Consider the following 23,707-nt stretch of genomic DNA (forward strand, 5'->3'; position numbering starts at 1 on the left):
TTGGTGCGTCCAGGCAAAGGTCTCGCGAGGACGACGTCAGGCAGCTTCCTGGCTGGTGGCAAGAATGAGCAGCAGCGATTGAGCGTGGTCGGCGGCATCAAGACCCAGGCTTGTCAAATAGCCTCCGTCGTGTTGCGTGGTGAGGCCTTTGTCGAAGAGTCGTTGGGCGGCAGCGATGGCTGTGGGAGCCGCGGAATGGTGGTGGACCTTCAGTCCCTCTTTAGTGTTGCTCAGATTGAACAGCGACAGGATTTCCAGCTCGGCAACCAATTCAGGGGTAAACGACATAGGTGCTCCAGACTTTTCCAGTGGATACACCGCGATCGGAATCGCAGGCGTGACGGCCCCATCGCCATGCGGCAGCGAGGCTTTTGGAGTGTAGTCAGGTCTGGGGATTTTGCAGAAAGTATCTGGCCGGTCGTCAGGTCGGTTGAGCGACCGGCATGTTGGGCGGGTTTTACTCGTCTTCCGCCAGTCGCACGCCCGGCGGCATGTCGGGCAGTGCGCGCAGGGCCGCTTCGTACCAGACGGTATTGAACGGACGATCTTCGGCCAGGATCCCGTCGATCTCCAGCGCCAGAATGTGGGCCATCATCTGCAGAATTTCTTCGCGCTCGATGCCCACCAGAGTCAGCTTGTTGTAGGTGGCTTTGGCCGCTGGGGGGTTGTCGCTCTCGATCTGATTTTCGATGGCTTCAATCAGCGTCGCTTCAGCGAACTCTTCGTCGTCGATTTCAATGTTGTCGCTCATGTCGTTCTCGATGTCCTGCCAATTGAATGGCATCGCCGGCACCGGGCGACGCCGTTTATGGGTTTAGCGGGTGGCGAGCAAATGCCGGCCGCGCGCAACCGCGGCCTTGACCTGCTCCGGCGCCGTGCCGCCGATGTGGTTGCGGGCATTGACCGAACCTTCGAGCGTCAGCACTGCGAAGACATCCTGTTCGATCTGGTCGCTGAACTGACGCAGCTCGTCCAGGGTCATCTCGGCCAGATCCTTGCCGGTCTGAACGCCATGCTTTACCGCGTGACCCACGATCTCGTGGCAATCACGGAACGGCAGGCCACGGCGGACCAGATAGTCGGCCAGGTCGGTTGCCGTGGAGAAGCCACGCAGCGCGGCCTCGCGCATCATGGCGTGCTTCGGCTTGATCGCCGGGATCATGTCAGCGAAGGCACGCAGCGAGTCGCGCAAGGTGTCGGCAGCGTCGAACAGCGGCTCCTTGTCTTCCTGATTGTCCTTGTTGTAGGCCAGCGGCTGGCCCTTCATCAAGGTCAGCAGGCCCATCAGAGCGCCGAATACGCGGCCGCTTTTGCCACGGACCAGCTCGGGCACATCCGGGTTTTTCTTTTGCGGCATGATCGAGCTGCCGGTGCAGAAGCGATCAGGCAGGTCGATGAACTGGAATTGCGCGCTGGTCCACAGCACCAGCTCTTCGGAGAAGCGCGACAGGTGCATCATCGCGATACTCGCGGCGGAGCAGAATTCGATGGCGAAATCGCGATCGGAGACGCTGTCCAGCGAGTTGCCGCCGACGGCTTCGAAACCCAGCAGCTGGCAGGTCAGCTCGCGGTCGATCGGGTACGTGGTGCCGGCCAGCGCGGCGCTGCCCAGGGGCATGCGGTTGGTGCGTTTGCGGCAATCCACCAGACGCTCGAAATCACGGCTGAGCATTTCGAACCACGCCAGCATGTGGTGACCGAAGGTCACCGGTTGGGCGGTCTGCAGGTGAGTGAAGCCCGGCATGATGGTCTCGGCTTCGCGCTCGGCCAGGCCCAGCAGGCCTTCTTGCAAGCGGGTGATCTCAGCCAGAATCAGGTCGATTTCATCGCGCAACCACAGGCGGATGTCAGTGGCCACCTGATCGTTGCGGCTGCGCCCGGTGTGCAGTTTTTTACCGGTGACGCCGATGCGGTCGGTCAGGCACGCTTCGATATTCATGTGCACGTCTTCGAGGTCAACGCGCCAGTCGAATGTGCCGGCTTCGATCTCGCCCTGAATGCTCTTCAGCCCGTCGATGATGGTGTCGCGCTCGGCGTCGGTGAGCACACCGACCTTGGCCAGCATCGTGGCGTGGGCAACCGAGCCCATGATGTCGTGGCGATAAAGGCGCTGATCGAAGGTGACGGAGGCGGTGAAGCGTGCGACGAAGGCGTCGACGGGTTCACTGAAGCGGCCGCCCCAGGACTGGTTGGTCTTGTCGGTGCTCATGATTCGCTCGCTGCTGTACTGGTGGCTGAAACTGATGAAAAACCGGCGCCGGCCGATTCTAAAGACGCGGGCGATGATAACAGCATTGCCGTTTATTTATCCCCGGCGGCTTGCCCGCAACGGTATGAGCGAAGAGACTGGCGGCCATGCAGAACGAGCGCAAACAACCGGGGCAGAGCAGTGCGCCCGGCAAAGAGTTTTTCCTCCCGGAACTGTGTCTGCCCCAAGCGTTGCTGATGCTGGTCGTGCTGGCGGAGTTGCTGGTCTTCGTGCTTGTGCTCATCGAACCCATGCAGCCGGATTTCGACTGGGTACGGCTGGCGCTGATTTCTCTTTTCGTGCAGTGGATCGTGCTGTTGTCCGCCGCGCTGCTGTGTGGCTTGCGGCCCTGGCTGGCGCGCCTGCGTGCCGGCGTGGCCGGCTGCATCGGTTGTCTGCTGGTGGTGGCCGTGACGCTGATGTGCACCGCCGTGACTGACTACTACCAAGTGAATCCGCCGACCTCGTTCGATGGCGTCGTCGAACGGTACCTGCGCTACGCCTTGATCGCCTTGATCATGTCCGCGCTGATGCTGCGGTACTTTTACCTGCAGAGTCAGTGGCGCAAACAGCAGCAGGCCGAGCTTCAGGCCAGGATCGAGTCCTTGCAGGCGCGTATCCGTCCGCACTTTCTGTTTAATACGCTCAACAGCATTGCCAGCCTGGTCACCAGCGATCCGGTCAAAGCGGAGCAAGCGGTGCTTGATCTGTCCGACCTGTTTCGGGCCAGTCTGGGCAAGCCCGGCAGCCTCACGACATGGCGCGAAGAGCTTGAATTGGCGAAACGCTATTTATCGATTGAGCAATATCGACTTGGCGAGCGTCTACAGTTGGACTGGGCCGTTAGTGCAATTCCCGACGACTTGCCAATTCCCCAGCTAACCTTGCAGCCATTATTGGAAAACGCGTTGATTTACGGCATCGCGCCCCGTGTTGAAGGCGGCGTGGTCAGAGTTGAGGCGGACTACGAACGGGGAGTATTTATATTGCGCGTCAGTAATCCTTACGATGAGGTCGTCTTACGACAAAATCCAGGCGGCACTCAGCAGGCCCTGGCAAACATCGGCGCTCGACTCACGGCACTTTTCGGCCCCCTCGCCAGTCTGAGCGTGGAGCGCCGAGACGGTCGTCACTTCACCTGTCTACGCTATCCTTGTGCGAGACTCACGCAGGAAGCCAGAGCTATATGAATGTCCTGATCGTTGATGACGAACCCCTAGCCCGAGACCGCCTGAGCCGTATGGTAAGTGAGCTCGAGGGTTACAAGGTTCTGGAACCCAGCGCCACAAATGGCGAAGAAGCATTGCAGCTGATTGAAAATTTGAAACCCGACGTGGTGTTGCTGGATATCCGCATGCCTGGCCTGGATGGACTTCAGGTGGCGGCAAAATTGTGCGAGCGCGACACCCCGCCTGCCGTCGTGTTCTGCACGGCCCACGATGAATTTGCGCTGGAGGCCTTCCAGGTCAGCGCCGTGGGGTATCTGGTCAAACCGGTTCGCCCCGAGCACTTGCTGGAGGCGCTGCGCAAAGCCGAGCGGCCAAACCGTGTGCAACTGGCAGCGATGACGCGGCCTGCTGCGGAAAGCGGCACTGGTCCGCGCAGCCACATCAGTGCACGTACCCGAAAGGGCATTGAGCTGATCCCGTTGTCCGAGGTGATCTATTTCATCGCTGATCACAAGTACGTGACCCTGCGCCACGAAGGCGGCGAAGTGCTGCTGGATGAACCGCTTAAAGCCCTGGAAGACGAATTCGGCGACCGTTTCGTACGCATCCACCGCAACGCGCTGGTTGCCCGGGAACGCATTGAGCGCCTGCAGCGCACGCCGCTGGGCCATTTTCAGTTGTTCCTGAAAGGGCTCAATGGCGATGCGTTGATCGTCAGCCGCCGGCACGTTGCCGGTGTGCGCAAGATGATGCAGCAGTTGTAAGCGTGTGCCGCGAGGAGCATGCCGGGATGCGGGCGACACGCCGTCGCATGGCGTACGCAGGTTGATTGAGATCATGATGCGCGCAGATTGAATACAGTCATTCGGCCCGATCTGGCCGAGCTGTTATTATTCGCCGCATTCACTCAGTACGGACCGGTTCATGTCTTCTCGCGAAATCCGCATCGCCACCCGCAAAAGCGCCCTGGCCCTCTGGCAAGCCGAGTACGTCAAGGCGCGTCTGGAGCAGGCGCATCCCGGCCTGATCGTGACACTGGTGCCGATGGTCAGTCGCGGCGACAAGCTACTGGATTCGCCGCTGTCGAAGATCGGCGGCAAGGGTTTGTTCGTCAAGGAACTGGAAACAGCCCTGATGGAGCACAGAGCCGACATAGCCGTTCACTCGATGAAAGACGTCCCGATGGACTTCCCCCAAGGGCTCGGGCTGTTCTGTATCTGCGAACGCGAAGACCCGCGCGACGCCTTCGTTTCCAATACCTATGCCAGTCTCGATGAGTTGCCCGCCGGCGCCGTTGTCGGGACGTCGAGCCTGCGTCGGCAGGCTCAGTTGCTGGCGCGTCGGCCTGACTTGCAAATCCGGTTTCTGCGCGGCAACGTCAATACACGCCTCGCCAAGCTGGATGCAGGTGAGTACGACGCGATCATCCTTGCCGCTGCTGGCCTGATCCGCCTGGGTTTCGAAGAGCGCATTACGGCCCCCATCAGCATCGACCACAGCTTGCCAGCTGGCGGGCAGGGCGCGGTGGGCATTGAATGCCGCAGCGTCGATATCGAAGTGCATGCCTTGCTTGCCCCGTTGCACCATGATGACACCGCCGTGCGGGTCACCGCCGAGCGCGCGCTCAACAGGCACCTCAACGGTGGTTGCCAGGTGCCGATCGCCTGTTATGCCGTGCTGGAAGGCGAGCAACTGTGGTTGCGCGGTCTGGTAGGCGATCCCTCCGGCACAGTGCTGCTCCACGCCGAAGCGCGCGCGCCACAAGTCGATGCCCAGACGCTGGGCGTACAAGTCGCCGAAGCGCTGCTGGACCAAGGCGCGGCGAAGATTCTCAAAGCTGTGTATGGCGAGGCAGACGACGAGTGAAGGCCTGGCGTTTGCTGCTCACGCGTCCTGCTGAAGAGTCGCAGGCCCTCGCGCAGACGCTGGCTGAGGTCGGCGTGTACGGCGCCAGCCTGCCGTTGCTCGAGATCGAGCCTCTGCCAGTTTCAGAAGCCAACCGTTCAATCATCTACGACCTGGCTGCGTATTGCGCCGTTATCGTCGTCAGCAAGCCGGCCGCGCGCCTTGGGCTGGCGATGCTTGACGAAGTCTGGCCGCAGCCGCCGATGCAGAAGTGGTTCACCGTCGGCGCTGCAACCGCGCAAATCCTCGATGACTATGGTCTGCACGTGTTCTTCCCCGAGCACGGCGACGACAGCGAAGCGCTACTCGACCTGCCGCAGTTTCAACAAGCTGTCTCGGGCTACGACCCCAAAGTGCTGATCATGCGCGGCGAAGAAGGGCGCGAGCTGTTGGCCGAGCGGTTGCGGGAGCGTGGTGTGATGGTTGATTACCTGCCGCTGTATCGTCGCCACCTGCCGCAATACCCGGCTTTCGTGCTGCCCGACACGGTTAGAGCGGAACGCTTGAATGGGCTGGTGGTCAGCAGTGGACAGGGTTTCGAGCATCTGCGTGAGCTGGCGGGCGATGCCTGGCCTACGCTTGCGCAGATGCCTTTGTTTGTACCGAGCCCCCGGGTCGCTGAAATGGCGCGTGCTGCCGGGGCTCTTGACGTAGTGGACTGCCGTGGCGCCAGCGCCCCGGCCTTGCTGGCAGCATTGCGCGGATACACCGCGCCTGCCTCACAGGCGTAATGGTCGATCAGTCGGATTACGCGACGCCCAAAATGCAAAGGATGGACACGTGAGCGAAACAGTCTTGCCAAAAGATGACGTTGAACCGGTACTGGCCAAACCTGAGCCGCTGCCGGATCCAGCGTACAAAGAACCGTCGAATCGCCGAAGCAGCAACGGGCTCGCCATACTGGCGCTGTTGCTGGGCGCAGCGGGTGTTGCCGTTGGCGGCTGGAGCGTTTGGCAACTGCGCGCCATGCAGGCCGGTCACCAGGAGCAGTTGGGGCAGTTGCAGGACATCGGCTCTCAGACTCAAGCCCTCAAGCAGAGCGAACAGCAAATCGCCGTACGCCTGGCACAACTGCCACCGGCTGAAGAGCTGGAAGATCGCCGTCGCCTCGTCACGCAGTTGCAGGGTGATCAGCAGCGCCTGAGCCAGCGTGTAGAAACTGTACTCGGTGCCAGCCGCAAGGACTGGCGTCTTGCCGAGGCGGAGCATTTGCTGCGCCTGGCGAGCCTGAGGCTCTCTGCGCTGCAAGACGTCAACAGTGCTGCAGCGCTGGTGCAGGGCGCTGACGAGATCCTGCGCGAGCAGGATGATCCCGGCGCATTCGCCGCCCGCGAGCAATTGGCCAAAAGCCTCACTGCGCTGCGCAGTGTCGATCAGCCGGATGGCACGGGTTTGTTCCTGCAACTAGCGGCAGTGCGTGAGCAAGTCGCGCAGCTAAATGAGCTGGCGCCGGAATACAAGGACAAGGGCGACTCGCTGTTCGGTCTGACCGATGGCAGCGAGGACAGCTACTGGGCCAAGTGGTGGGACAAGATCTCCCAGTTCGTGCGCATCGATTTTCATGCGGACAAAAATATCCGGCCGTTGCTGGCAGGTCAGAGCCTGACCCAAGTCCGTCTGGCGTTGAGCCTGGCGATCGAGCAGGCGCAATGGGCGGCGCTCAACGGTCAGGGCCCGGTCTACGAAAAAGCCATGGCCGAGGCGCGCAGCGTCCTGGACGACAATTTCAATCGCGACAACCAGCAGAGCAAAGCCCTCGGCCAGCGTCTGGATGAGTTGGGCAAACAGCCGGTTTCAGTCGCCACCCCTGATCTGACACAAAGTCTGGCTGCGGTTCAGGCCTACCTCGAGCAGCGCCATACGCCTGTTGGCGGTGCGCTGGAGAAACGCACTGATGAGGCGCAGCCTGGGAAGCAGCCATGAAGCGCGCTTACGTCATCCTCTTCGTGCTGGTTGTGGCGGCGGCGCTGATAGGCGTCGCGATCTCACGCCATGCGGGCTACGTGCTTATTTCCTACGACACTTTCCGCTACGAATCGAGCATCTGGGCAGCGCTGGCGTTGCTCGTCGCCGTCCTGTTCATTCTGTGGCTGGTGCGAGTCGTCATTACGTTGCTGACGACCTCCGGCGGGGTGGTCAACCCCTGGTCCCGTCGCAATCGCAGTCGTCGCGTTCAGAACGCGATCGAGCAAGGTCAGATGGACCTCGCCGAAGGGCGCTGGGCCAGCGCGCAACGCAACTTGCATCGTGCCGCCGAGGCGGAGCGTCAGCCACTGCTGTATTACCTCGGCGCCGCTCGGGCAGCGAACGAGCAGGGTCGTTACGAGGAAAGCGACAACTTGCTTGAGCGCGCGCTTGAGCGTCAGCCGCCTGCCGAGCTCGCCATTGCCTTGAGCCACGCGCAACTGCAGGTGGACCGCGGTGATCTCGACGGAGCGTTGGTGACCTTGCAGGCTATGCAAGAACGCCATCCGCATAACCCGCAGGTATTGCGCCAGTTGCAGCGTCTGTACCGCGAACGCGGTGAGTGGGCAGAGTTGATTCGGCTGATGCCGGAGTTGCGAAAAGACAAGGTGCTTCCGGCGCAAGAACTGGCTGAATTGGAGCGACGCGCCTGGGGTGAAAATCTCTCGCTGGCGGCCCATCGTGAATCCGACGGTGATAACGTCGCCACGGGTCTCCCGTCGCTGGAAAACGCCTGGCAGCAACTGACTTCGGCTCAGCGCCAAGAGCCCGCGCTGGTATTGGCGTACGCCGAACAACTACGTCGTCTGGGCGCCGATGTGCAGGCTGAGGAAGTCTTGCGCACGGCCATGAAACGCGACTACAACACCCACCTCGCGCGGTTGTATGGACTGGTGCGTGGCGCCGATCCTGGCAAGCAACTGCAGACCGCTGAAGGCTGGCTGAAAAGCCATACTGATGATCCAGGCTTGCTGTTGACCCTGGGCCGTCTGTGCCTTCAAAGCAGTTTGTGGGGTAAAGCCCGCGACTATCTCGAGTCGAGTCTGAGGTTGCAGCGAAACCCTGAAGCCTGTGCCGAACTGGCCCGTCTGCTTGCGCAGCTGGGCGAGACCGATCGCAGCAATCAGCTGTTTCAGGAAGGCCTGGGTCTGCTGGACGAGCGTTTGCTCGCACGTCCTTTGCCAGCACTGACACGCGTTTAGACTGAAGTCAGACGTTAACGTGAAGAGGCCCGATAGCGGGCCTCTTCTGCGTCTGATTCGCAGATTTGTGTAGGACGTTTCTGTGCTTGGTGTGGCTTGTTGGGAGGATCTCCGGGCTACCGGTATAACGTCTTAAACACGGCGTCGGGATTTACCTACATCAACAAAGAAATATCCTCCGTTGGGTGCCTTGAAAGCGACTCGCGCTTTCCTCTACCGTAGCCGCCTTCGTCTTTTGTTACGGATTTTCCATGCAGCTGGCTCGTACGCGCTCCCTGTTCTCTCTGGCGTTTCTGGCCTGCGCATCGATTGTAGGAGCGACGGTTTATCTCGGCCCTGTCGTTGATGCGGCGCCGTGCCCGATGTGTCTGCTTCAGCGTGTGCTCATGGCGATATCGGCGGGTGTGTGCCTGCTCGCCGCGCTGCACGCGCCGGGCAAATCTGGCTGGCGTGTCTACGCCGGCTTTCTTTTACTGTCTTCCGCTTTGGGGGCGAGCGTCGCGGCACGTCAGGTCTGGTTGCAGGCTTCGCCACCCGAGAACATGGCCGCATGCATTGAAAACCTTAAATACCTGACGGAAACACAGCCCTACCTGAAGGTCATGGCGATGGTGCTGGCGGGAAGTGCAGGGTGCTCCGAGATCAACTGGTCGCTGTTCGGCATCAGCTTGCCTGAATGGAGCCTGCTGGCATTCTCTGGCTTGTGCCTGTTCGCGATGTACTACCTTTTTATCGAGTTCCGCCGATTCAGATCAATGGATCTGGGAACTCCTGATTAAACACTTGTATGAACTTTGTGTCCTGCGTACCTTGCTGGGCTAGTCATGCGGGCATAATCTGGGCCGCACGCATCATCGGATCAATGTTGCTGTCGACACTTTTGCGGGCCGGTTCCGACAATCCCGGAACGTACCCCAAAAGCGCCTGAAGCAGCATGCCCCTGAAGGGAAGAGAGAACATCATGCTGGAAAGTTGTCAGAACGCTCAGGAACGCTGGGGTGGGGTTCACAAGCTGATTGACCGCTGGTTGCTGGAGCGCAACGAGCTGATCACGGCTTATTACGCCTTGAGTGCAGAGCCGGGAGCGTTTTCGGAAAAACGCGCGCCCCTGCAAGAGTTTTGCGGCACCCTGGTCGATTACGTGTCGGCCGGTCATTTCGAAATCTACGAGCAGCTGACCAACGAAGCCAAGGCGTTCAATAATCAGCGAGGCCTCGACCTGGCTGACACGATTTATCCTCGGCTCGACGTCATCACCGAGAAGCTGCTGGCGTTCAACGATCTCTGTGACGAAGGCAAATGCGTCGCCGAGAAACTCAAGGAGTTGGGCAGCTTGCTGCACGAGCGCTTTGAACTGGAAGACTGCCTGATCGAAGTGCTGCACAACGCGCACAAGGAACAGGTTGAGGAAGAGGTCTGAGAGGGCCGCTGATGTAAAAAAGGGTGCCATGGGCACCCTTTTTTTATGGTCTGTCGCGGCGAGCCTCGGCCACTGCCGGTGTTACTGCGACACCCCCAGCAGCTCTATTTCGAACACCAGCGGCGTGTAAGGATCGATCAGATCGCCAGCGCCTTCTGCGCCATACGCTTGGGCCGAAGGGATGACCAGGCGCCATTTGGCACCCACTGGCATGTCGGCGAGGGCGGTGGTCCAGCCGGCGATGACGCTGTCCAGACGAAACCATTGTGGCAGCTGGCTCTGATCGAAGATCGTGCCGTCAGGCAGACGGCCCACGTACTTCACTTGCACCCGGCCATTGATGTCGGGTTTGGGACCATTGCCCGGCGTCAGCTCGGTCATCAGGATGCCGTCCGCGAGCTGGCGAACCCCCGGCTTGGCCTTCTCGGCGTCCATGAACTTGCGCTCGTCCTTCAATGCCGCTTCAGTCTGCGGTTCGGTCTGGCCGGAGTTTTCAGCCTGTGCGAGGGCGGCATCGTGGTCGCTGAGAATCTGCTCCATGCGTTCCTGCTTGATCGCCAACGGCTTGCCCTGATACGCCGACTGCAGGCCTTCAAGCAGCGCGGGCAACTGCAGATCGGGTGCTTCCTGGCGCAGGCGCTCACCCAGGCTGGCGCCGAGGCTGTAGGAAAGATCGTGGGTGTTGTCGGACGCCGGAGCATCGGTCGCGTGAGCAAGGGGTACCAAGAGGAACAACGACATAAACAGGTAGCGCGACATGAATGCTCTCCGGCCTGGGAAGTGAGCGATTATGCCAGCGCTGAGGCCCGAGCGTGACGGGTATTGCCGGGTTTTTGGGCGTCCTGCAACAGAGCGGGGATTGTAGTGTCAAGATGCCCTAGCGGCGGTGCGGGCGGAGGTCTAGTATGGCCGCACTCAAATCAGCCAGGAGGTAAGTCATGTCGGCCACCAAGAAGCCAGTAAACACTCCGTTGCATTTGCTTCAACAGCTGTCGGGCAGCCTGCTCGAACATCTCGAAACCGCCTGCTCTCAAGCATTGGCTGACGCTGAAAAACTGCTCGCCAAACTCGAGAAGCAACGTGGCAAGGCGCAGGAAAAACTGCACAAGTCGCGCACCAAACTGCAGGACGCTGCCGCCGCCGGTAAAGCCAAGGCCCAAGGCAAGGCCAAAGACAGCGTAGCCGAGCTCGAGTCGTTGCTCGACGCTTTGAAAGATCGTCAGACTGAAACCCGCAGCTACATCCTCAACCTCAAGCGTGATGCTCAGGAAAGCCTGAAGCTGGCCCAAGGCATTGGCCGCGTGAAGGAAGCCGTTGGCAAAGCGCTGAACGATCGCGCTGCAAAAGACCCGGCTCGACCTGATGCCAAGCCTGTCGCGCCAAAACCGCCTGCGAAAATGCCTCCAAAACCAGCAAAACCTGCACCCAAAGCCGCCCCGGCAAAGCCTGCTGCTAAAACCGCCGTCAAAGCCGTCGCCGAAAAAACCGTTGCCAAGGTGACTGCGAAAACTGTCGCCGCCAAGCCTGCTGCGACCAAGGCACCCGCTGCCAAACCAGCTGCCAGCGCTGCGAGCAAGCCAGCCGCTAAAACCGCTGTGGCCGCCAAGACCACCGCTGCCAAGCCGGCTGCCGTGAAAGCCGCTGCCAAACCTGCTCCGGCTAAAGCGTCTGCTGCGAAACCAGCCGCCAGTGCCGCCGCCAAGCCTGCCGCCAGCAAAGCAGCTGCCAAACCGGCCGGCACAGCATCATCCAAGCCTGCGGGCGTCAAGCCAGTCGCTGCGAAGACTGCTGCAAAACCGTCCGCCAAGCCTGCTGTCTCTGCAACGGCCAAACCAGCGGCCGCAGCGCCTGCTGCTCCAGCAGTGTCCCCTGCACCAGGCGCTCCAGCCGCTGATTCGACCTCGAACAGCGCGTCCTAAGCGATATCGGTCCCGGCGCGAAGCAGAATCTGCAACGCGTCGGGACTGGCTTGAGCAGCACCTCCCGCCAGCGCTTCCAGCCACACACCCGTAGGTTGAGCATCTCGCTCAGGCCAGTCTTTGGTCAGCCGTTGCAGCCGCACCAGTAGCTCACGCTCGGCGTCAAGCTCGAGGGTTTTAAGTCTGTCGCGTAACGCCGTCAGCTCTTCGTCTTCTTTCGCGTCGGCCTTCCAGCGGGTCCGAACATCCCTCAATGGCCCCACCACCTTCTCGTGCCACGGGTCGGCCAATTGTCCGATTTGTCCTGCCCGCTCCGGGTGGAACTGCACACCACGCCGGTCCATCCAGACGCCGCACAGCAGCGCGCAGACATTGGCGCCATCGGCTTGCAGCTTCAGGCACGCCTGCTCGACGCCTGGGCGAGCATAGAAATCGAGGGTGAAACTCCATAGGTCCGAGAGCATCGTCATCTACCTGTTTTGGGCGAAGCTGGTAGACTCCGCCGCCATTATGATCAGACTTCAAAGCCTTACCTTACAGCGTGGTCCGCAACGTCTGCTAGAAGACGCCGAGCTGACCCTGCACGCCGGCCAGAAAGCCGGTCTGATCGGCGCCAACGGCGCCGGTAAATCCAGCCTGTTCGCGCTGCTTCGGGGTGAACTGACCCCCGACAATGGCGATTGCCTGCTGCCTGCCGATTGGCGCATCGCCCACATGCGTCAGGAGGTCGATACCCTCGATCGTCTGGCGGTGGACTACGTCCTCGACGGCGATCTGCGACTGCGTCAGGTTCAGCATGACCTCGCGGCTGCCGAGGCCGCTCAGGACGGCGCCGCGCAAGCACGTCTGCATTCGGAGCTCGACAGCGCCGATGGCTACACGGCCGATGCGCGGGCGCGCAAGCTGCTGGCAGGTCTGGGCTTTACCAACGAGCAGATGGAGCGCCAGGTCAGCGATTTCTCCGGTGGCTGGCGGATGCGTCTCAACCTGGCGCAGGCGTTGATGTGTCCTTCGGACCTGCTGCTGCTCGATGAGCCGACCAACCACTTGGATCTCGATGCCATTCTCTGGCTTGAAGACTGGCTCAAAAGCTACCAAGGCACCCTGCTGCTGATCTCCCACGACCGCGATTTTCTGGACGCGGTGGTCGATCACGTTGCCCACGTCGAGCAGAAAAAGATCACGCTCTATCGCGGCGGTTACAGCGCTTTCGAACGCGCCCGTGCCGAGCGCCTGGCCCAGCAACAGCAGGCCTACGACAAGCAACAGGCCCAGCGCGCGCACATGGAGAAATTCATCACGCGCTTCAAGGCCCAGGCCACCAAGGCCAAGCAGGCCCAGAGCCGGATCAAAGCCCTTGAGCGAATGGAAGAGCTGTCGGCGGCCCACGTCGATTCTCCGTTCGACTTCACCTTCCGCGAATCGACCAAGATCTCCAGCCCGCTGATGGATCTGTCTGACGCGCGACTGGGCTATGGCGACAAAGCCATCCTGCAAAAGGTGAAGCTGCAACTGACGCCGGGCGCACGCATCGGTTTGCTGGGCCCGAACGGCGCCGGTAAATCCACGCTGATCAAAAACCTTGCGGGCGAACTCGAGCCGTTGAGCGGGCGCATGGTGCGTGGCGAAAACACGGTGGTCGGCTACTTTGCCCAGCATCAGCTCGACTCCCTGGACGCCAAGGCCAGTCCGTTGCTGCACCTGCAGCGTATCGCGCCCACCGAGCGCGAACAGTCCTTGCGGGATTTCCTCGGCGGTTTCGACTTCCGCGGTGCGCGCCTCGACGAGCCGGTGCTGAATTTCTCCGGTGGCGAGAAAGCGCGGCTGGCCTTGGCCCTGATTGCCTGGGACAAACCCAACCTGCTGCTGCTCGACGAACCGACCAACCACCTGGATCTGGAAATGCGCCTGGCTTTGACCATGGCGCTTCAGGAGTTCAGTGGCGCGGTACTGGTGGTCTCCCACGATCGGCATTTGCTCAAGAGCACGACGGATAATTTCCTCCTCGTCGCCGATGGCCTTGTTCAGGAGTTCGATGGCGATCTGGACGACTACGCGCGGTGGCTGGTGGACTATCGCCTGCGCAATGCGCCGACCAGTAACACGCCGGTGAACGTCGACAAGACCGACAAGAAAGCGCAGCGACAGCAGGCCGCCGCATTGCGCCAGCAACTCGCGCCGCACAAGCGCGAGGCCGACAAGCTTGAAAAAGAGCTCGGCACGCTGCATGAGAAACTGGCGAAGATCGAAGTGGCCCTGGGCGACAGCGGCATTTACGAGGCGGCCAACAAAGACAAGCTGCGCGACCTGTTGGCGGATCAGGCCAAGCTCAAGTCACGTGAATCCGAGCTGGAAGAAGCGTGGATGGAAGCACTGGAATTGCTGGAGTCGATGCAGGCCGAGCTGGAAGCGTTGTCCTGATGGTGTGGCCTGCGTTAGTCGTATAACGCAGGCGACCGGAACAGCTGTCGGCCAAGTCGCCGCAACAGTCAGAAATAACTGGCCTTTGCAGGTCCGGAAACACTAGGTTAGGCGAAGATTTCGTTGCCTGAGGTGCGTGATGTCGCTCGAAACATGGTTGGCGTTTTTCGCCGCTTGCTGGGTTATCAGTCTGTCTCCGGGCGCGGGCGCCATCGCGTCGATGTCCAGCGGTCTGCAATACGGGTTCTGGCGCGGCTACTGGAATGCTCTGGGCCTGCAGATCGCGCTCGTCGTGCAGATCGCCGTGGTTGCTGCCGGGCTTGGCGCGGTGCTGGCCACTTCAGCCTTGGCGTTCACGCTGATCAAATGGTTTGGCGTCGCCTACCTGGTCTATCTGGGCATCAGGCAATGGCGTGCGTTGCCAAGCAATCTGGCGGATGAGTCGGCTGTGCGCCCGGTGGGCAAGCCCCTTGTGCTCATGGGCCGAGGCTTTCTTGTGAACATCAGCAACCCCAAGGCGCTGGTGTTTATTCTGGCGATCCTGCCGCAGTTCATCGACACGCATCTGCCGCTGCTGCCGCAATACCTGATCATTGCCGCGACCATGGTGTGCGTGGACCTGATCGTCATGGCGGGCTACACCGGCCTGGCTTCGAAAGTGCTCCGCGCCCTCAAAACCCCCAAACAGCAACGCCGGATGAACCGCACCTTTGCCGGGTTGTTCGTCAGCGCCGCGGCATTTCTCGCCACATTGCATCGGGCCTGATTCATCAAGAGCGCGTTCCACAGTTGAGTCACAGCCGGTTTCACTGGCTGCGCTCGGCTGGGAGACCGGCTCAAACCCTCAATCGTAGGACCGGCTTCAGCCGGGAACCGGCCAGAGGCAGCACTCTGCCTTTTGCGGTGTGACACCTGACCCCTTCCCGGCTAAAAGCCAGTCCTGCGGTTGAGTCACTGCCATCAATGCAGCGCTTGAGTCCTCGGCGCCTAACATGAACAATGGCAACCCTTCGCATTCCTATTTGAGATCCACCCCCATGTTCCGCTCCCGCTTATTGCCCTGCCTGAGCCTCGTGCTGTTGAGCCTGTTCAGCGTCGGTGCCTGCGCAGCGCCTGCCGAGGACGCGGCTCAGGCTTTGCATTTGCTCGATTACGTCGGAGCGGACTACCCGGCGACGGTTGCGGACGGCAAGGTCGTGGATGACGCCGAATACCGCGAGCAGGTGGAGTTTCTCGCGGCGCTGCAGGGCACGATCGCCGGGTTGCCGGCAAGGCCGGAGCGCGCTGCGCTGGAGCAGGGTGTCTCAGCGCTGTTGAATGCGGTCAACCAGAAGCAGGACGGCGCTCAAGTGGCCCGTCAGGCACGTCAGCTCGGCGCGAAGCTCGCAGTGGCCTACGAAGTCAGCCAGGCGCCAGTGATTACCCCGAATCCTGCACGTGGCGCGCCCTTGTATGCACAGTATTGTTCGGTGTGCCACGGCGATACGGGCGCCGGCGACGGTCCCGCCGGGATTGGTCTTTCGCCGCCACCCGCCAATCTGCGGGACCCGGCGCGGCTCGACCGCCTGAGTCTCTACGACCTCTACAACACCCTCGGGATGGGCATTGAAGGCACTGAAATGCCAGCGTTCGCGGACCAGCTGGATGATCGGCAGCGTTGGGACGTTGCCACTTACCTTGCAGGCTTCAGCGCGGATTCCTCTGCGAAGCAGGAAAAACCCTACAACCTCGCTGATCTCGCGCGGCAAACGCCCGCTGAGGTCAGTGCCGCCGAAGGGCCGCAGGCCGCTGCCAGCTTCCGTGTCCAGCGCGCGCAGCCGCCTCAGATTCAACGCGGCCCGGCTCAGCTCCTCGATTACACCAGCGCAACCCTCGACAAGAGTCTTGCCGCGTATCAGGCCGGTGATCGCGAGCAAGCGTATGACCTGTCGGTCGCGGCGTATTTGGAGGGTTTCGAGCTGGTCGAAAGCTCGCTCGACAACGTCGATGCCACCGTGCGCAAGGACACCGAAAAAGCACTCATGGCCTATCGGCAGTCGCTTCAGGACGGCTTGCCCGCAGCGCAAGCGGCGCAGAAACTCGCGGATGCCAAGGTCAAGCTCAAGGAGTCCGCCGATCTGCTCGGCAGCGATGGCCTGAGCACCTCATTGAGCTTCATCTCCGGTCTGCTGATCCTGCTGCGCGAAGGGCTGGAAGCGATTCTCGTGCTCGCCGCCATTCTCGCGTTCCTGCGCAACACCGGGCAGCAATCGGCGGTGCGCAGCGTCAACGTCGGCTGGGGGCTGGCGTTGCTGGCGGGTCTGGGTACGTGGGCGCTGGCAGCGTACGTCATTGACGTCAGTGGCTCGCAGCGCGAGCTGCTGGAGGGCGCGACGGCGCTGTTCGCCAGCGTCATGGTGCTGTGGCTGGGTGTGTGGATGCACGACCGACGTCATGCCGCCGCCTGGCAGGACTACATCAAGAGCAGCCTGGTCGGCGGCGGTGGGCGTTTTGGTTTTGCGGTGCTGGCGTTCTTCTCGGTCTATCGCGAGCTGTTCGAAGTCATTCTGTTCTACGAAACCCTGTGGCTGCAGGCAGGCCCCGCTGGCCACAATGCCGTATTGGCCGGGGGCGCCACGGCGCTGGTGTTGCTGGTCGGCTTGGCGTGGGTGATTCTGCGGGGTTCTGCGAAGCTGCCGCTGACGCTGTTCTTCGGTATCAATGCCGCGCTGCTGTGCGCGCTGTCGGTGGTGTTCGCCGGCCATGGCGTCAAGGCGTTGCAGGAAGCCGGGATTTTCGGAACGCGTCCGGTGCCGTTCTTCGAGTTCGACTGGCTGGGCATTCACGCCGATGCCTATACCCTGGGCGCGCAAGCCATCGCGCTGTTGGCGATTGGGGTGCTGTATGGCCGCAGCCGGATAGCCGAGAAGCGCCGCGCGGCTGCTGCCTAAATTCACTTTCTGAAATCGGAGTCGCGTATGCGCGTCTGGATCGATGCTGACGCCTGCCCCAAGGCTGCCAAGGACCTCGTCGTCAAGTTTGCCCTCAAGCGCAAGTTCGAGGTCGTGCTGGTGGCGGGGCAGAGCCAGATCAAACCGAGCCTGACCCTGGTGAAGCTGATCGTTGTGCCCAGTGGCCCGGATGCCGCTGATGATTATCTGGTCGAGCACGCCGTACCGGGCGAGCTGGTGATCTGCAGCGATGTGCCATTGGCGGATCGTCTGGTGAAGAAGGGCGTTGCGGCGCTCGACCCACGGGGCAAGGAGTTCGATGCGCAGAACATGGGCCAGCGCCTGGCGATGCGCAACCTCTTCACGGATCTGCGGGAGCAAGGCCAGGCCAGTGGCGGGCAGGGCGCTTACGGCGAGCGGGAGAAACAGGCGTTTGCCAACTGCCTCGACCGGATCCTGACGCGGCTGGCTCGCGAGTATCCCTCGCCGCCCACATGCGATAGCCCGTAGGGCTGGCGCGCAGTCACTCCGCCTCCGGCCCCTTTTTAAACATCAGTCTGGAAGGCGGTCCTCGTTTTCCTGTACCAGCTCCAGCACCCGGTCCACCAGCTTGTTGATCCCGGATGCCGCGTCACCAATGGACTTGGCAACCATGTAAGCGGGTGTGCTCACCAGTTTGCGGTCCTTGTCTTCGACGATCTCCGTCACCTCACACTCCTGGTGGGTGCCGCCCATGCGGGTAATCGCTGCAGCAGTGTCGGCGTCGTTGCCAATCGTGCAGGTGACGCCCGGCCCATAGATTTTGGCGGCCAGCGCCGGCGATACGCAGATGAGCCCGATGGGTTTGCCCGCGGCGGCGAACGCTTCGGCCATCGCCAGCACTTCAGCCTGGACTTTGCAGCCAGCGCCCTGGGTAGAGAAGTCCGACAGGTTTTTCGCGGCACCGAAGCCGCCGGGGATGATCAAGGCATCGAATTCAGTGACGTCGGCTTCGCGGATGTCTTCGATGGCACCCCGGGCAATGCGGGCTGATTCAACCAGCACGTTGCGCGACTCGGGCATCTCTTCGCCGGTCAGATGATTGATGACGTGGTGCTGAGGGATATTGGGTGCAAAGCACTTCACTGCGGCGCCGCGCTGATCGAGGCGCAGCAACGTCAGCACGCTTTCGTGGATTTCCGCGCCGTCGTAAACGCCACAGCCAGAAAGAATAACGGCCACTTTTTTGGTCATTCGCGTGTTCCTCTCTCGGGCGCTCCGGCCCATAGCCGGTTACGCAGGTCAGCATTGCGCTGATTGTCGCAAGCCATGAGCCTAGGACAACGCCGTCAGCGAATGTCTCCAGCTCCGTAGGCATGCGCCGAGGATTTACTCGTCAGGGGTGTTCCGGGCGTCCACATGGACTTGGGCGTTGGCCGCGACTGCCAGCTTTTCTTCGCGAGCGATACGTGCGTTCTTGATGCGCCGGCGGATCCACAGCAGCACACCGATCACCAGCAATGCGCCCAACACCCACAGCTCGTACTTCTTGACGTTGCCCAGCAGGCCTTCGAGCACGGAGCCGAACTTGTACGCCGCTGCGCCCAACGCGGCTGCCCATACCGCTGCGCCGATGCCGTTGAGCAACAGGTAGCGCCCCGGTGGATAGCCGGACAGCCCGATAGCGACCGGCATGACCGTACGCAAGCCATACACAAAGCGGAAGCTCAGCACCCAGATGTCGGGGTGGCGCCGGATATGCTCCAGCGCACGATCGCCCATTAACTGCCAGCGAGGCTTGCGCGCCAGAAGCTTGCGGCCATGCTTGCGTCCCATGAAATACCAGAGCTGGTCGCCTGCGTAGCTGCCGAAGAAGGCAACCACCACGACCAGATTGATATCCATGTATCCGCGGAACGCAAGAAAGCCGGCAAGCACCAGAATGGTCTCGCCTTCAAAAAAGGTCCCGAGGAAAAGGGCGAAGTAGCCAAATTCTTGTAAAAAATGCTGGAGCATCATTTGGGTGCTGGCGAAATGAACGCGCAGCCTAACGCGCCCAAGGCATTCAGGAAAGTATGCAAATGTGTCACCGCGTTAAAGTTTCCTACGTTCGGGAGCGATTGTTCGCGCGGAGAGAGGGTTTGTGTCGTACACGTTACGTCGCAATTACGCCTGTCACGTGAGTGTCATAATCGCCGCTTATAAATGTCACGCTTGCCCGCCTGGATGGGCGCGGATCCCTTCCTTGCACGTTGCCCTCTACCGGGCGCCACGCGAATGTTTGCAGTTCAGGGCTTGCACCGTACGGAGAAATCCGTAGCGTGGAGAGTCAAACCGCTCACAGCATTGAGCCTGACGCCGGTCGCCACCCCCCGCGATATCGATCAGGCTGCAACTATCGTCAGAACCGCTGCCCCCTGGGCGTGACCGTTGTTCCAAGCTGTACGTCACCACTGTTGTGGCGCAAGCGGTATTCCGACATCGGCCGTATGCGCGGCCCAACTGTTACAAGGCCATTTGCCTTACAGGATTATTCATGAGCACCGAAGGATCTACCGAAGCCGCAGTCGGGCTTGACCCTCAGCCCGTCAATCAGGAAGTCACTCCGGTGGTCGAGCCGACCATTGAAGTGGTCCCCGCGCTGGAACCGCCTCATCCGGCCCCGCATGCCATCGCTGTGCCCAATCTGGATGACAGCAGTCTTTATATCCATCGCGAGCTGTCGCAGCTGCAGTTCAACATTCGCGTGTTGGAACAGGCGCTGGACGAGTCCTATCCGTTGCTTGAGCGGCTCAAGTTCCTGCTGATCTTCTCCAGCAACCTCGACGAATTCTTCGAAATCCGCGTCGCCGGGCTCAAGAAGCAAATCACCTTCGCTCGCGAACAGGCCGGCGCTGACGGCCTGCAGCCTCATCAGGCGCTGGCCCGTATCAGCGAACTGGTGCACGGCCACGTGGATCGCCAGTACGCCATTCTCAACGACATCCTGTTGCCGGAGCTGGAAAAGCATCAGGTGCGCTTCATCCGCCGTCGCAACTGGAACGCCAAGATCAAAGCCTGGGTGCGCCGTTATTTCCGTGACGAGATCGCGCCGATCATCACGCCGATCGGTCTGGACCCAACGCACCCATTCCCGCTGCTGGTGAACAAGTCGCTGAACTTCATCGTCGAGCTGGAAGGCATCGACGCCTTCGGCCGCGACTCGGGTCTGGCGATCATCCCGGCACCGCGCCTGTTGCCGCGTATCATCAAGGTGCCGGAAGACGTGGGTGGCCCGGGGGACAACTATGTCTTCCTGTCGTCGATGATCCATGCCCACGCCGATGACCTGTTCCAGGGCATGAAGGTCAAGGGCTGCTACCAGTTCCGTCTGACCCGTAACGCCGACCTGGCCCTCGATTCAGAGGACGTGGAAGACCTTGCCCGCGCGCTGCGTGGCGAGCTGTTCTCCCGTCGTTACGGCGATGCCGTGCGTCTGGAAGTGGCAGATACCTGCCCGAAACTGCTCTCGGACTACCTGCTCAAGCAGTTCAACCTGAGCGAGACCGAGCTGTATCAGGTCAATGGCCCGGTGAACCTGACGCGGCTGTTCAGCATCACCGGCCTGGACAGTCACCCCGAGCTGCAGTACATGCCGTTCACCCCGGCGATTCCGAAGCTGCTGCAGAACAGCGAAAACATTTTCAACGTGATCAGCAAGCAGGACATCCTGCTGTTGCACCCGTTCGAGTCCTTCACGCCGGTCGTCGATCTGCTGCGCCAGGCGGCGAAAGACCCTCACGTGCTGGCCGTGCGGCAGACGCTCTACCGCAGCGGTGCCAACTCGGAAATCGTCGATGCACTGGTCGATGCCGCGCGCAACGGCAAGGAAGTCACCGCCGTTATCGAGCTGCGTGCGCGTTTTGACGAAGAGTCGAACCTTCAACTGGCGAGCCGCCTGCAAGCGGCCGGTGCCGTAGTGATCTACGGCGTGGTCGGTTACAAGACCCACGCCAAGATGATGCTCATCCTGCGCCGCGAAGCCGGCGAGATCGTTCGTTACGCGCATTTGGGAACGGGCAACTACCACGCTGGTAACGCGCGTCTGTATACCGATTACAGCCTGCTCACCTCGGACGATGCCTTGTGTGAAGACGTCGGCAAGCTGTTCAGCCAGTTGATCGGGATGGGTAAGACGCTGCGCATGAAGAAACTGCTGCACGCGCCGTTCACCCTGAAGAAAGGCATGCTGGACATGATTGCCCGGGAGACGCAGTTCGCGTCCGAGGGCAAGCCTGCGCACATCATCGCCAAGTTCAACTCGCTGACCGACCCGAAGATCATTCGCGCGCTGTACAAGGCGAGTCAGACCGGGGTCAAGATCGACCTCGTCGTGCGCGGCATGTGCTGCCTGCGTCCTGGCGTGCCGGGGGTGTCCCACAACATTCAGGTGCGCTCGATCATCGGTCGCTTCCTTGAGCACACGCGGGTGTTCTACTTCCTGAATGGCGGTGACGAGCAGATGTTCCTGTCCAGTGCCGACTGGATGGAGCGCAACCTCGACAAGCGCGTCGAGACCTGCTTCCCGGTGGAAGGCAAGAAGCTGATCTTGCGCGTGAAGAAAGAGCTGGAAGGGTACCTGACCGACAACACCCATAGCTGGCTGCTGCAGCCGGACGGGCGCTACATTCGCAGCACCCCGACCGGCAACCAGAACGCCCGCAATGTGCAGGCGAGTCTGTTGGAAAAACTCAGCAACCCGGTCCTCAGCGTACGTTGAGGATGATGCCGACTCGGGTCAGCCATTCCGCTTCGAGCGCGAAGTCGGCCTGAGTCAGCTGGTTGTTTTCCAGCCAGCCATCCGGGAACACGATGTCCAGATGGTTATCGTTGGCGGTCAGCACGGGTTGCGGCATTTCCTGAGTACCGCGAATGTGGTGAAACAGGATCGCAAAACGCAGCAGCGCGCACAGACGAATCAGCTTCACGCCTTCGTTGCCGAACTCGGCAAACTTGTCCTTGGGAATATTGCGACGATGACCGCGCACCAGCAGCGCGAGCATTTGCTGGTCTTCGCGTGAGAAACCGGCGAGGTCCGAGTGCTCGATCAGGTATGCGCCATGCTTGTGGTAGTGGTAGTGGGCGATGTCCAGACCCACTTCATGCACCTTGGCGGCCCAGCTCAGTAACTCGCGATACGCATTGTCCTCAAGCTCCCACGCCTTCGCCACTTGCTCCAGTGCCGACAGGGCCTTGCGCTCGACACGGGCGGCTTGTTCGAGATCGACGTGGTAGCGCTCCATCAGCGAGCTGAGGGTGCGTTCGCGCACGTCTTCGTGGTGATGACGGCCAAGCAGGTCGTAAAGCACGCCTTCACGCAGCGCGCCTTCGCAGTGATCCATGCGTTTGAGGTCGAGGGCGTCGAAAATCGCTTCGAGAATCGCCAGCCCTGCGGGGAAGATCGCACGACGGTCAGGCTTGAGGCCTTCGAAATCGATTTTGTCCACTTCGCCCAGCTTCATCAGCTTGCGCTTGAGCCAGGCCAGGCCTTCGGCGTTGACCTCGCCATTGCCGTGGCCGCCGGCCTTCAGAGCCAGGCCGATGGCGCGGATGGTGCCGGAAGAACCGATGGCCTCATCCCACGTCAGGCGATGCAGCGCGTGCTCGATGCTCATGATTTCCAGCCGCGCTGCAGTGTAAGCCTGGGCGTAGCGCGCCGGGGTGATCTTGCCGTCCTTGAAATAACGCTGAGTGAAGCTGACGCAGCCCATCTGCAGGCTTTCGCGCAACAGTGGCTCGAAGCGCTGGCCGATGATGAACTCGGTGCTGCCGCCGCCGATGTCGGCGACCAGGCGTTTGCCGGGCGTGTCGGCCAGGGTATGGGACACGCCCAGGTAGATCAGGCGCGCTTCTTCACGGCCGGAGATCACCTCGACCGGATGGCCGAGGATTTCTTCGGCGCGGTGAATGAATTCGTTGCGATTGCGGGCTTCGCGCAGGGCGTTGGTGCCGACGATGCGCACGGCGCCGGGCGGCATACCGTTGATCAGTTGGGAGAAGCGCTTGAGGCAGTCGAGCCCTCGCTGCATGGATTCTTCGCTGAGGCGGCGGTCGTCATCGATCCCCGCGGCCAGCTGCACTTTCTCACCGAGCCGCTCAAGGATGCGAATTTCGCCCTGATTGGCTTTGGCGACAACCATATGGAAGCTGTTGGAGCCCAGGTCGATCGCGGCGATCAGCGAGAGGTTTTTGGCTGTGGATAGCGGCATGGTCAAAAGGTCTCGGTCGATAACCCCGCCATCGTGCCACGATCCATCACCGTCGCCAAACCGGCAACGTATTTGCGCCGTATTAGTAGGACCGGCTTCAGCCGGGAAGAGGCCAGTGTGTGCGCCGTCAATGTTGCGGTGTGACACCTGACGTCTTCCCGGCTAAAGCCGGTCCTACAGTTTGAGCCGAAGCTAGCCCCCACAGGATGCACGCGGTGTCTTAGTAGGACCGGCTTCAGCCGGGAAGGGGCCAGTGTGTGCGACATCAGTTTCGCGACATGGCACCTGACGCCTTCCCGGC

Annotated in this window: 22 protein-coding genes; 14 read left to right on the forward strand and 8 right to left on the reverse strand. The window is 61.2% G+C overall.

What is annotated here, in order from left to right; all coding sequences use genetic code 11:
* Positions 1-36: 36 nt before the first annotated feature.
* From QWI18_RS03940 to argH, 3 genes are all read right to left on the reverse strand, one after another.
* The gene (locus QWI18_RS03940) at positions 37-288 is read right to left on the reverse strand and encodes a TIGR02647 family protein (protein ID WP_065987495.1); all 252 of its coding nucleotides are present in this window, start codon (positions 286-288) and stop codon (positions 37-39) included.
* A gap of 169 nt (positions 289-457) precedes the next feature.
* Complete coding sequence (locus QWI18_RS03945; protein ID WP_065987520.1) at positions 458-751, reverse strand: hypothetical protein; 294 nt, start codon at positions 749-751, stop codon at positions 458-460.
* Between the two features lie 63 nt (positions 752-814).
* Positions 815-2,209, reverse strand: coding sequence for an argininosuccinate lyase (argH, locus tag QWI18_RS03950; protein WP_369318253.1), 1,395 nt, complete (start codon positions 2,207-2,209; stop codon positions 815-817).
* 146 nt (positions 2,210-2,355) lie between these two features.
* On the opposite strand from argH, the gene QWI18_RS03955 reads away from it, so the two are divergent.
* The 8 genes from QWI18_RS03955 to rsd all read left to right on the forward strand — a co-directional run bounded on the left by QWI18_RS03955 (position 2,356) and on the right by rsd (position 9,909).
* On the forward strand, positions 2,356-3,438 hold the full coding sequence (locus tag QWI18_RS03955; protein WP_065987493.1) for a sensor histidine kinase: 1,083 nt from the start codon (positions 2,356-2,358) through the stop codon (positions 3,436-3,438).
* A complete protein-coding gene (locus tag QWI18_RS03960; protein WP_065987492.1) occupies positions 3,435-4,181 on the forward strand; it encodes a LytTR family DNA-binding domain-containing protein in 747 nt (248 codons plus the stop codon). Before QWI18_RS03955 ends, QWI18_RS03960 begins: the two co-directional genes overlap by 4 nt.
* A 160-nt stretch (positions 4,182-4,341) precedes the next feature.
* On the forward strand, positions 4,342-5,283 hold the full coding sequence (hemC, locus tag QWI18_RS03965; protein ID WP_369318254.1) for a hydroxymethylbilane synthase: 942 nt from the start codon (positions 4,342-4,344) through the stop codon (positions 5,281-5,283).
* Entirely contained in the window at positions 5,280-6,053 is a 774-nt protein-coding gene (locus QWI18_RS03970; protein ID WP_065987490.1) for a uroporphyrinogen-III synthase, read from the forward strand. Before hemC ends, QWI18_RS03970 begins: the two co-directional genes overlap by 4 nt.
* Positions 6,054-6,102: 49 nt before the next feature.
* Positions 6,103-7,245: a uroporphyrinogen-III C-methyltransferase gene (locus tag QWI18_RS03975; protein ID WP_369318255.1), complete on the forward strand. Its 1,143-nt coding sequence runs from the start codon at positions 6,103-6,105 to the stop codon at positions 7,243-7,245.
* Positions 7,242-8,489, forward strand: coding sequence for a heme biosynthesis protein HemY (locus QWI18_RS03980; RefSeq protein WP_065987488.1), 1,248 nt, complete (start codon positions 7,242-7,244; stop codon positions 8,487-8,489). Before QWI18_RS03975 ends, QWI18_RS03980 begins: the two co-directional genes overlap by 4 nt.
* Before the next feature lie 251 nt (positions 8,490-8,740).
* Positions 8,741-9,268: a disulfide bond formation protein B gene (locus tag QWI18_RS03985; RefSeq protein ID WP_192130687.1), complete on the forward strand. Its 528-nt coding sequence runs from the start codon at positions 8,741-8,743 to the stop codon at positions 9,266-9,268.
* A 182-nt stretch (positions 9,269-9,450) separates the two neighbouring features.
* The gene (gene rsd / locus QWI18_RS03990) at positions 9,451-9,909 is read left to right on the forward strand and encodes a sigma D regulator (RefSeq protein ID WP_369318256.1); all 459 of its coding nucleotides are present in this window, start codon (positions 9,451-9,453) and stop codon (positions 9,907-9,909) included.
* Positions 9,910-9,990: 81 nt separating this feature from the next.
* Here the strand turns inward: rsd and QWI18_RS03995 are convergent, their stop codons facing one another.
* Positions 9,991-10,668: an FKBP-type peptidyl-prolyl cis-trans isomerase gene (locus QWI18_RS03995; protein ID WP_369318257.1), complete on the reverse strand. Its 678-nt coding sequence runs from the start codon at positions 10,666-10,668 to the stop codon at positions 9,991-9,993.
* A 179-nt stretch (positions 10,669-10,847) separates the two neighbouring features.
* Here QWI18_RS03995 and QWI18_RS04000 point away from each other — a divergent pair, with 179 nt between their 5' ends.
* On the forward strand, positions 10,848-11,828 hold the full coding sequence (locus QWI18_RS04000) for an AlgP family protein (protein ID WP_369318258.1): 981 nt from the start codon (positions 10,848-10,850) through the stop codon (positions 11,826-11,828).
* On the opposite strand, the gene QWI18_RS04005 is transcribed toward QWI18_RS04000, so the two are convergent.
* The gene (locus QWI18_RS04005; RefSeq protein ID WP_065987483.1) at positions 11,825-12,292 is read right to left on the reverse strand and encodes a TIGR02444 family protein; all 468 of its coding nucleotides are present in this window, start codon (positions 12,290-12,292) and stop codon (positions 11,825-11,827) included. The two genes, QWI18_RS04000 and QWI18_RS04005, sit on opposite strands and share 4 nt — an antisense overlap.
* 46 nt (positions 12,293-12,338) lie before the next feature.
* Here QWI18_RS04005 and QWI18_RS04010 point away from each other — a divergent pair, with 46 nt between their 5' ends.
* The 4 genes from QWI18_RS04010 to QWI18_RS04025 all read left to right on the forward strand — a co-directional run bounded on the left by QWI18_RS04010 (position 12,339) and on the right by QWI18_RS04025 (position 17,689).
* Positions 12,339-14,249 carry an ATP-binding cassette domain-containing protein gene (locus QWI18_RS04010; protein WP_296305941.1) on the forward strand — a complete coding sequence of 637 codons (1,911 nt, stop codon included), beginning with the start codon at positions 12,339-12,341 and terminating at the stop codon, positions 14,247-14,249.
* Between the two features lie 139 nt (positions 14,250-14,388).
* Positions 14,389-15,015: a LysE family transporter gene (locus QWI18_RS04015; protein WP_065987482.1), complete on the forward strand. Its 627-nt coding sequence runs from the start codon at positions 14,389-14,391 to the stop codon at positions 15,013-15,015.
* A 271-nt stretch (positions 15,016-15,286) separates the two neighbouring features.
* A complete protein-coding gene (locus QWI18_RS04020; RefSeq protein ID WP_369318259.1) occupies positions 15,287-17,179 on the forward strand; it encodes an FTR1 family protein in 1,893 nt (630 codons plus the stop codon).
* A gap of 27 nt (positions 17,180-17,206) precedes the next feature.
* Entirely contained in the window at positions 17,207-17,689 is a 483-nt protein-coding gene (locus QWI18_RS04025) for a YaiI/YqxD family protein (RefSeq protein ID WP_296305946.1), read from the forward strand.
* 42 nt (positions 17,690-17,731) lie between these two features.
* Here QWI18_RS04025 and elbB read toward each other — a convergent pair whose 3' ends face one another.
* Both elbB and QWI18_RS04035 read right to left on the reverse strand, forming a co-directional pair.
* On the reverse strand, positions 17,732-18,412 hold the full coding sequence (elbB, locus tag QWI18_RS04030) for an isoprenoid biosynthesis glyoxalase ElbB (protein ID WP_065987479.1): 681 nt from the start codon (positions 18,410-18,412) through the stop codon (positions 17,732-17,734).
* Between the two features lie 135 nt (positions 18,413-18,547).
* Complete coding sequence (locus QWI18_RS04035) at positions 18,548-19,177, reverse strand: DedA family protein (protein ID WP_244160318.1); 630 nt, start codon at positions 19,175-19,177, stop codon at positions 18,548-18,550.
* Between the two features lie 517 nt (positions 19,178-19,694).
* On the opposite strand from QWI18_RS04035, the gene ppk1 reads away from it, so the two are divergent.
* Entirely contained in the window at positions 19,695-21,917 is a 2,223-nt protein-coding gene (gene ppk1 / locus QWI18_RS04040) for a polyphosphate kinase 1 (protein ID WP_065987478.1), read from the forward strand.
* Here the strand turns inward: ppk1 and ppx are convergent.
* A complete protein-coding gene (gene ppx / locus QWI18_RS04045; protein ID WP_065987477.1) occupies positions 21,904-23,406 on the reverse strand; it encodes an exopolyphosphatase in 1,503 nt (500 codons plus the stop codon). The two genes, ppk1 and ppx, sit on opposite strands and share 14 nt — an antisense overlap.
* Between the last annotated feature and the right edge of the window lie 301 nt (positions 23,407-23,707).

Source organism: Pseudomonas sp. W2Oct36, assembly GCF_041060465.1.
In the GTDB taxonomy this organism is placed as follows: domain Bacteria; phylum Pseudomonadota; class Gammaproteobacteria; order Pseudomonadales; family Pseudomonadaceae; genus Aquipseudomonas; species Aquipseudomonas graminis_B.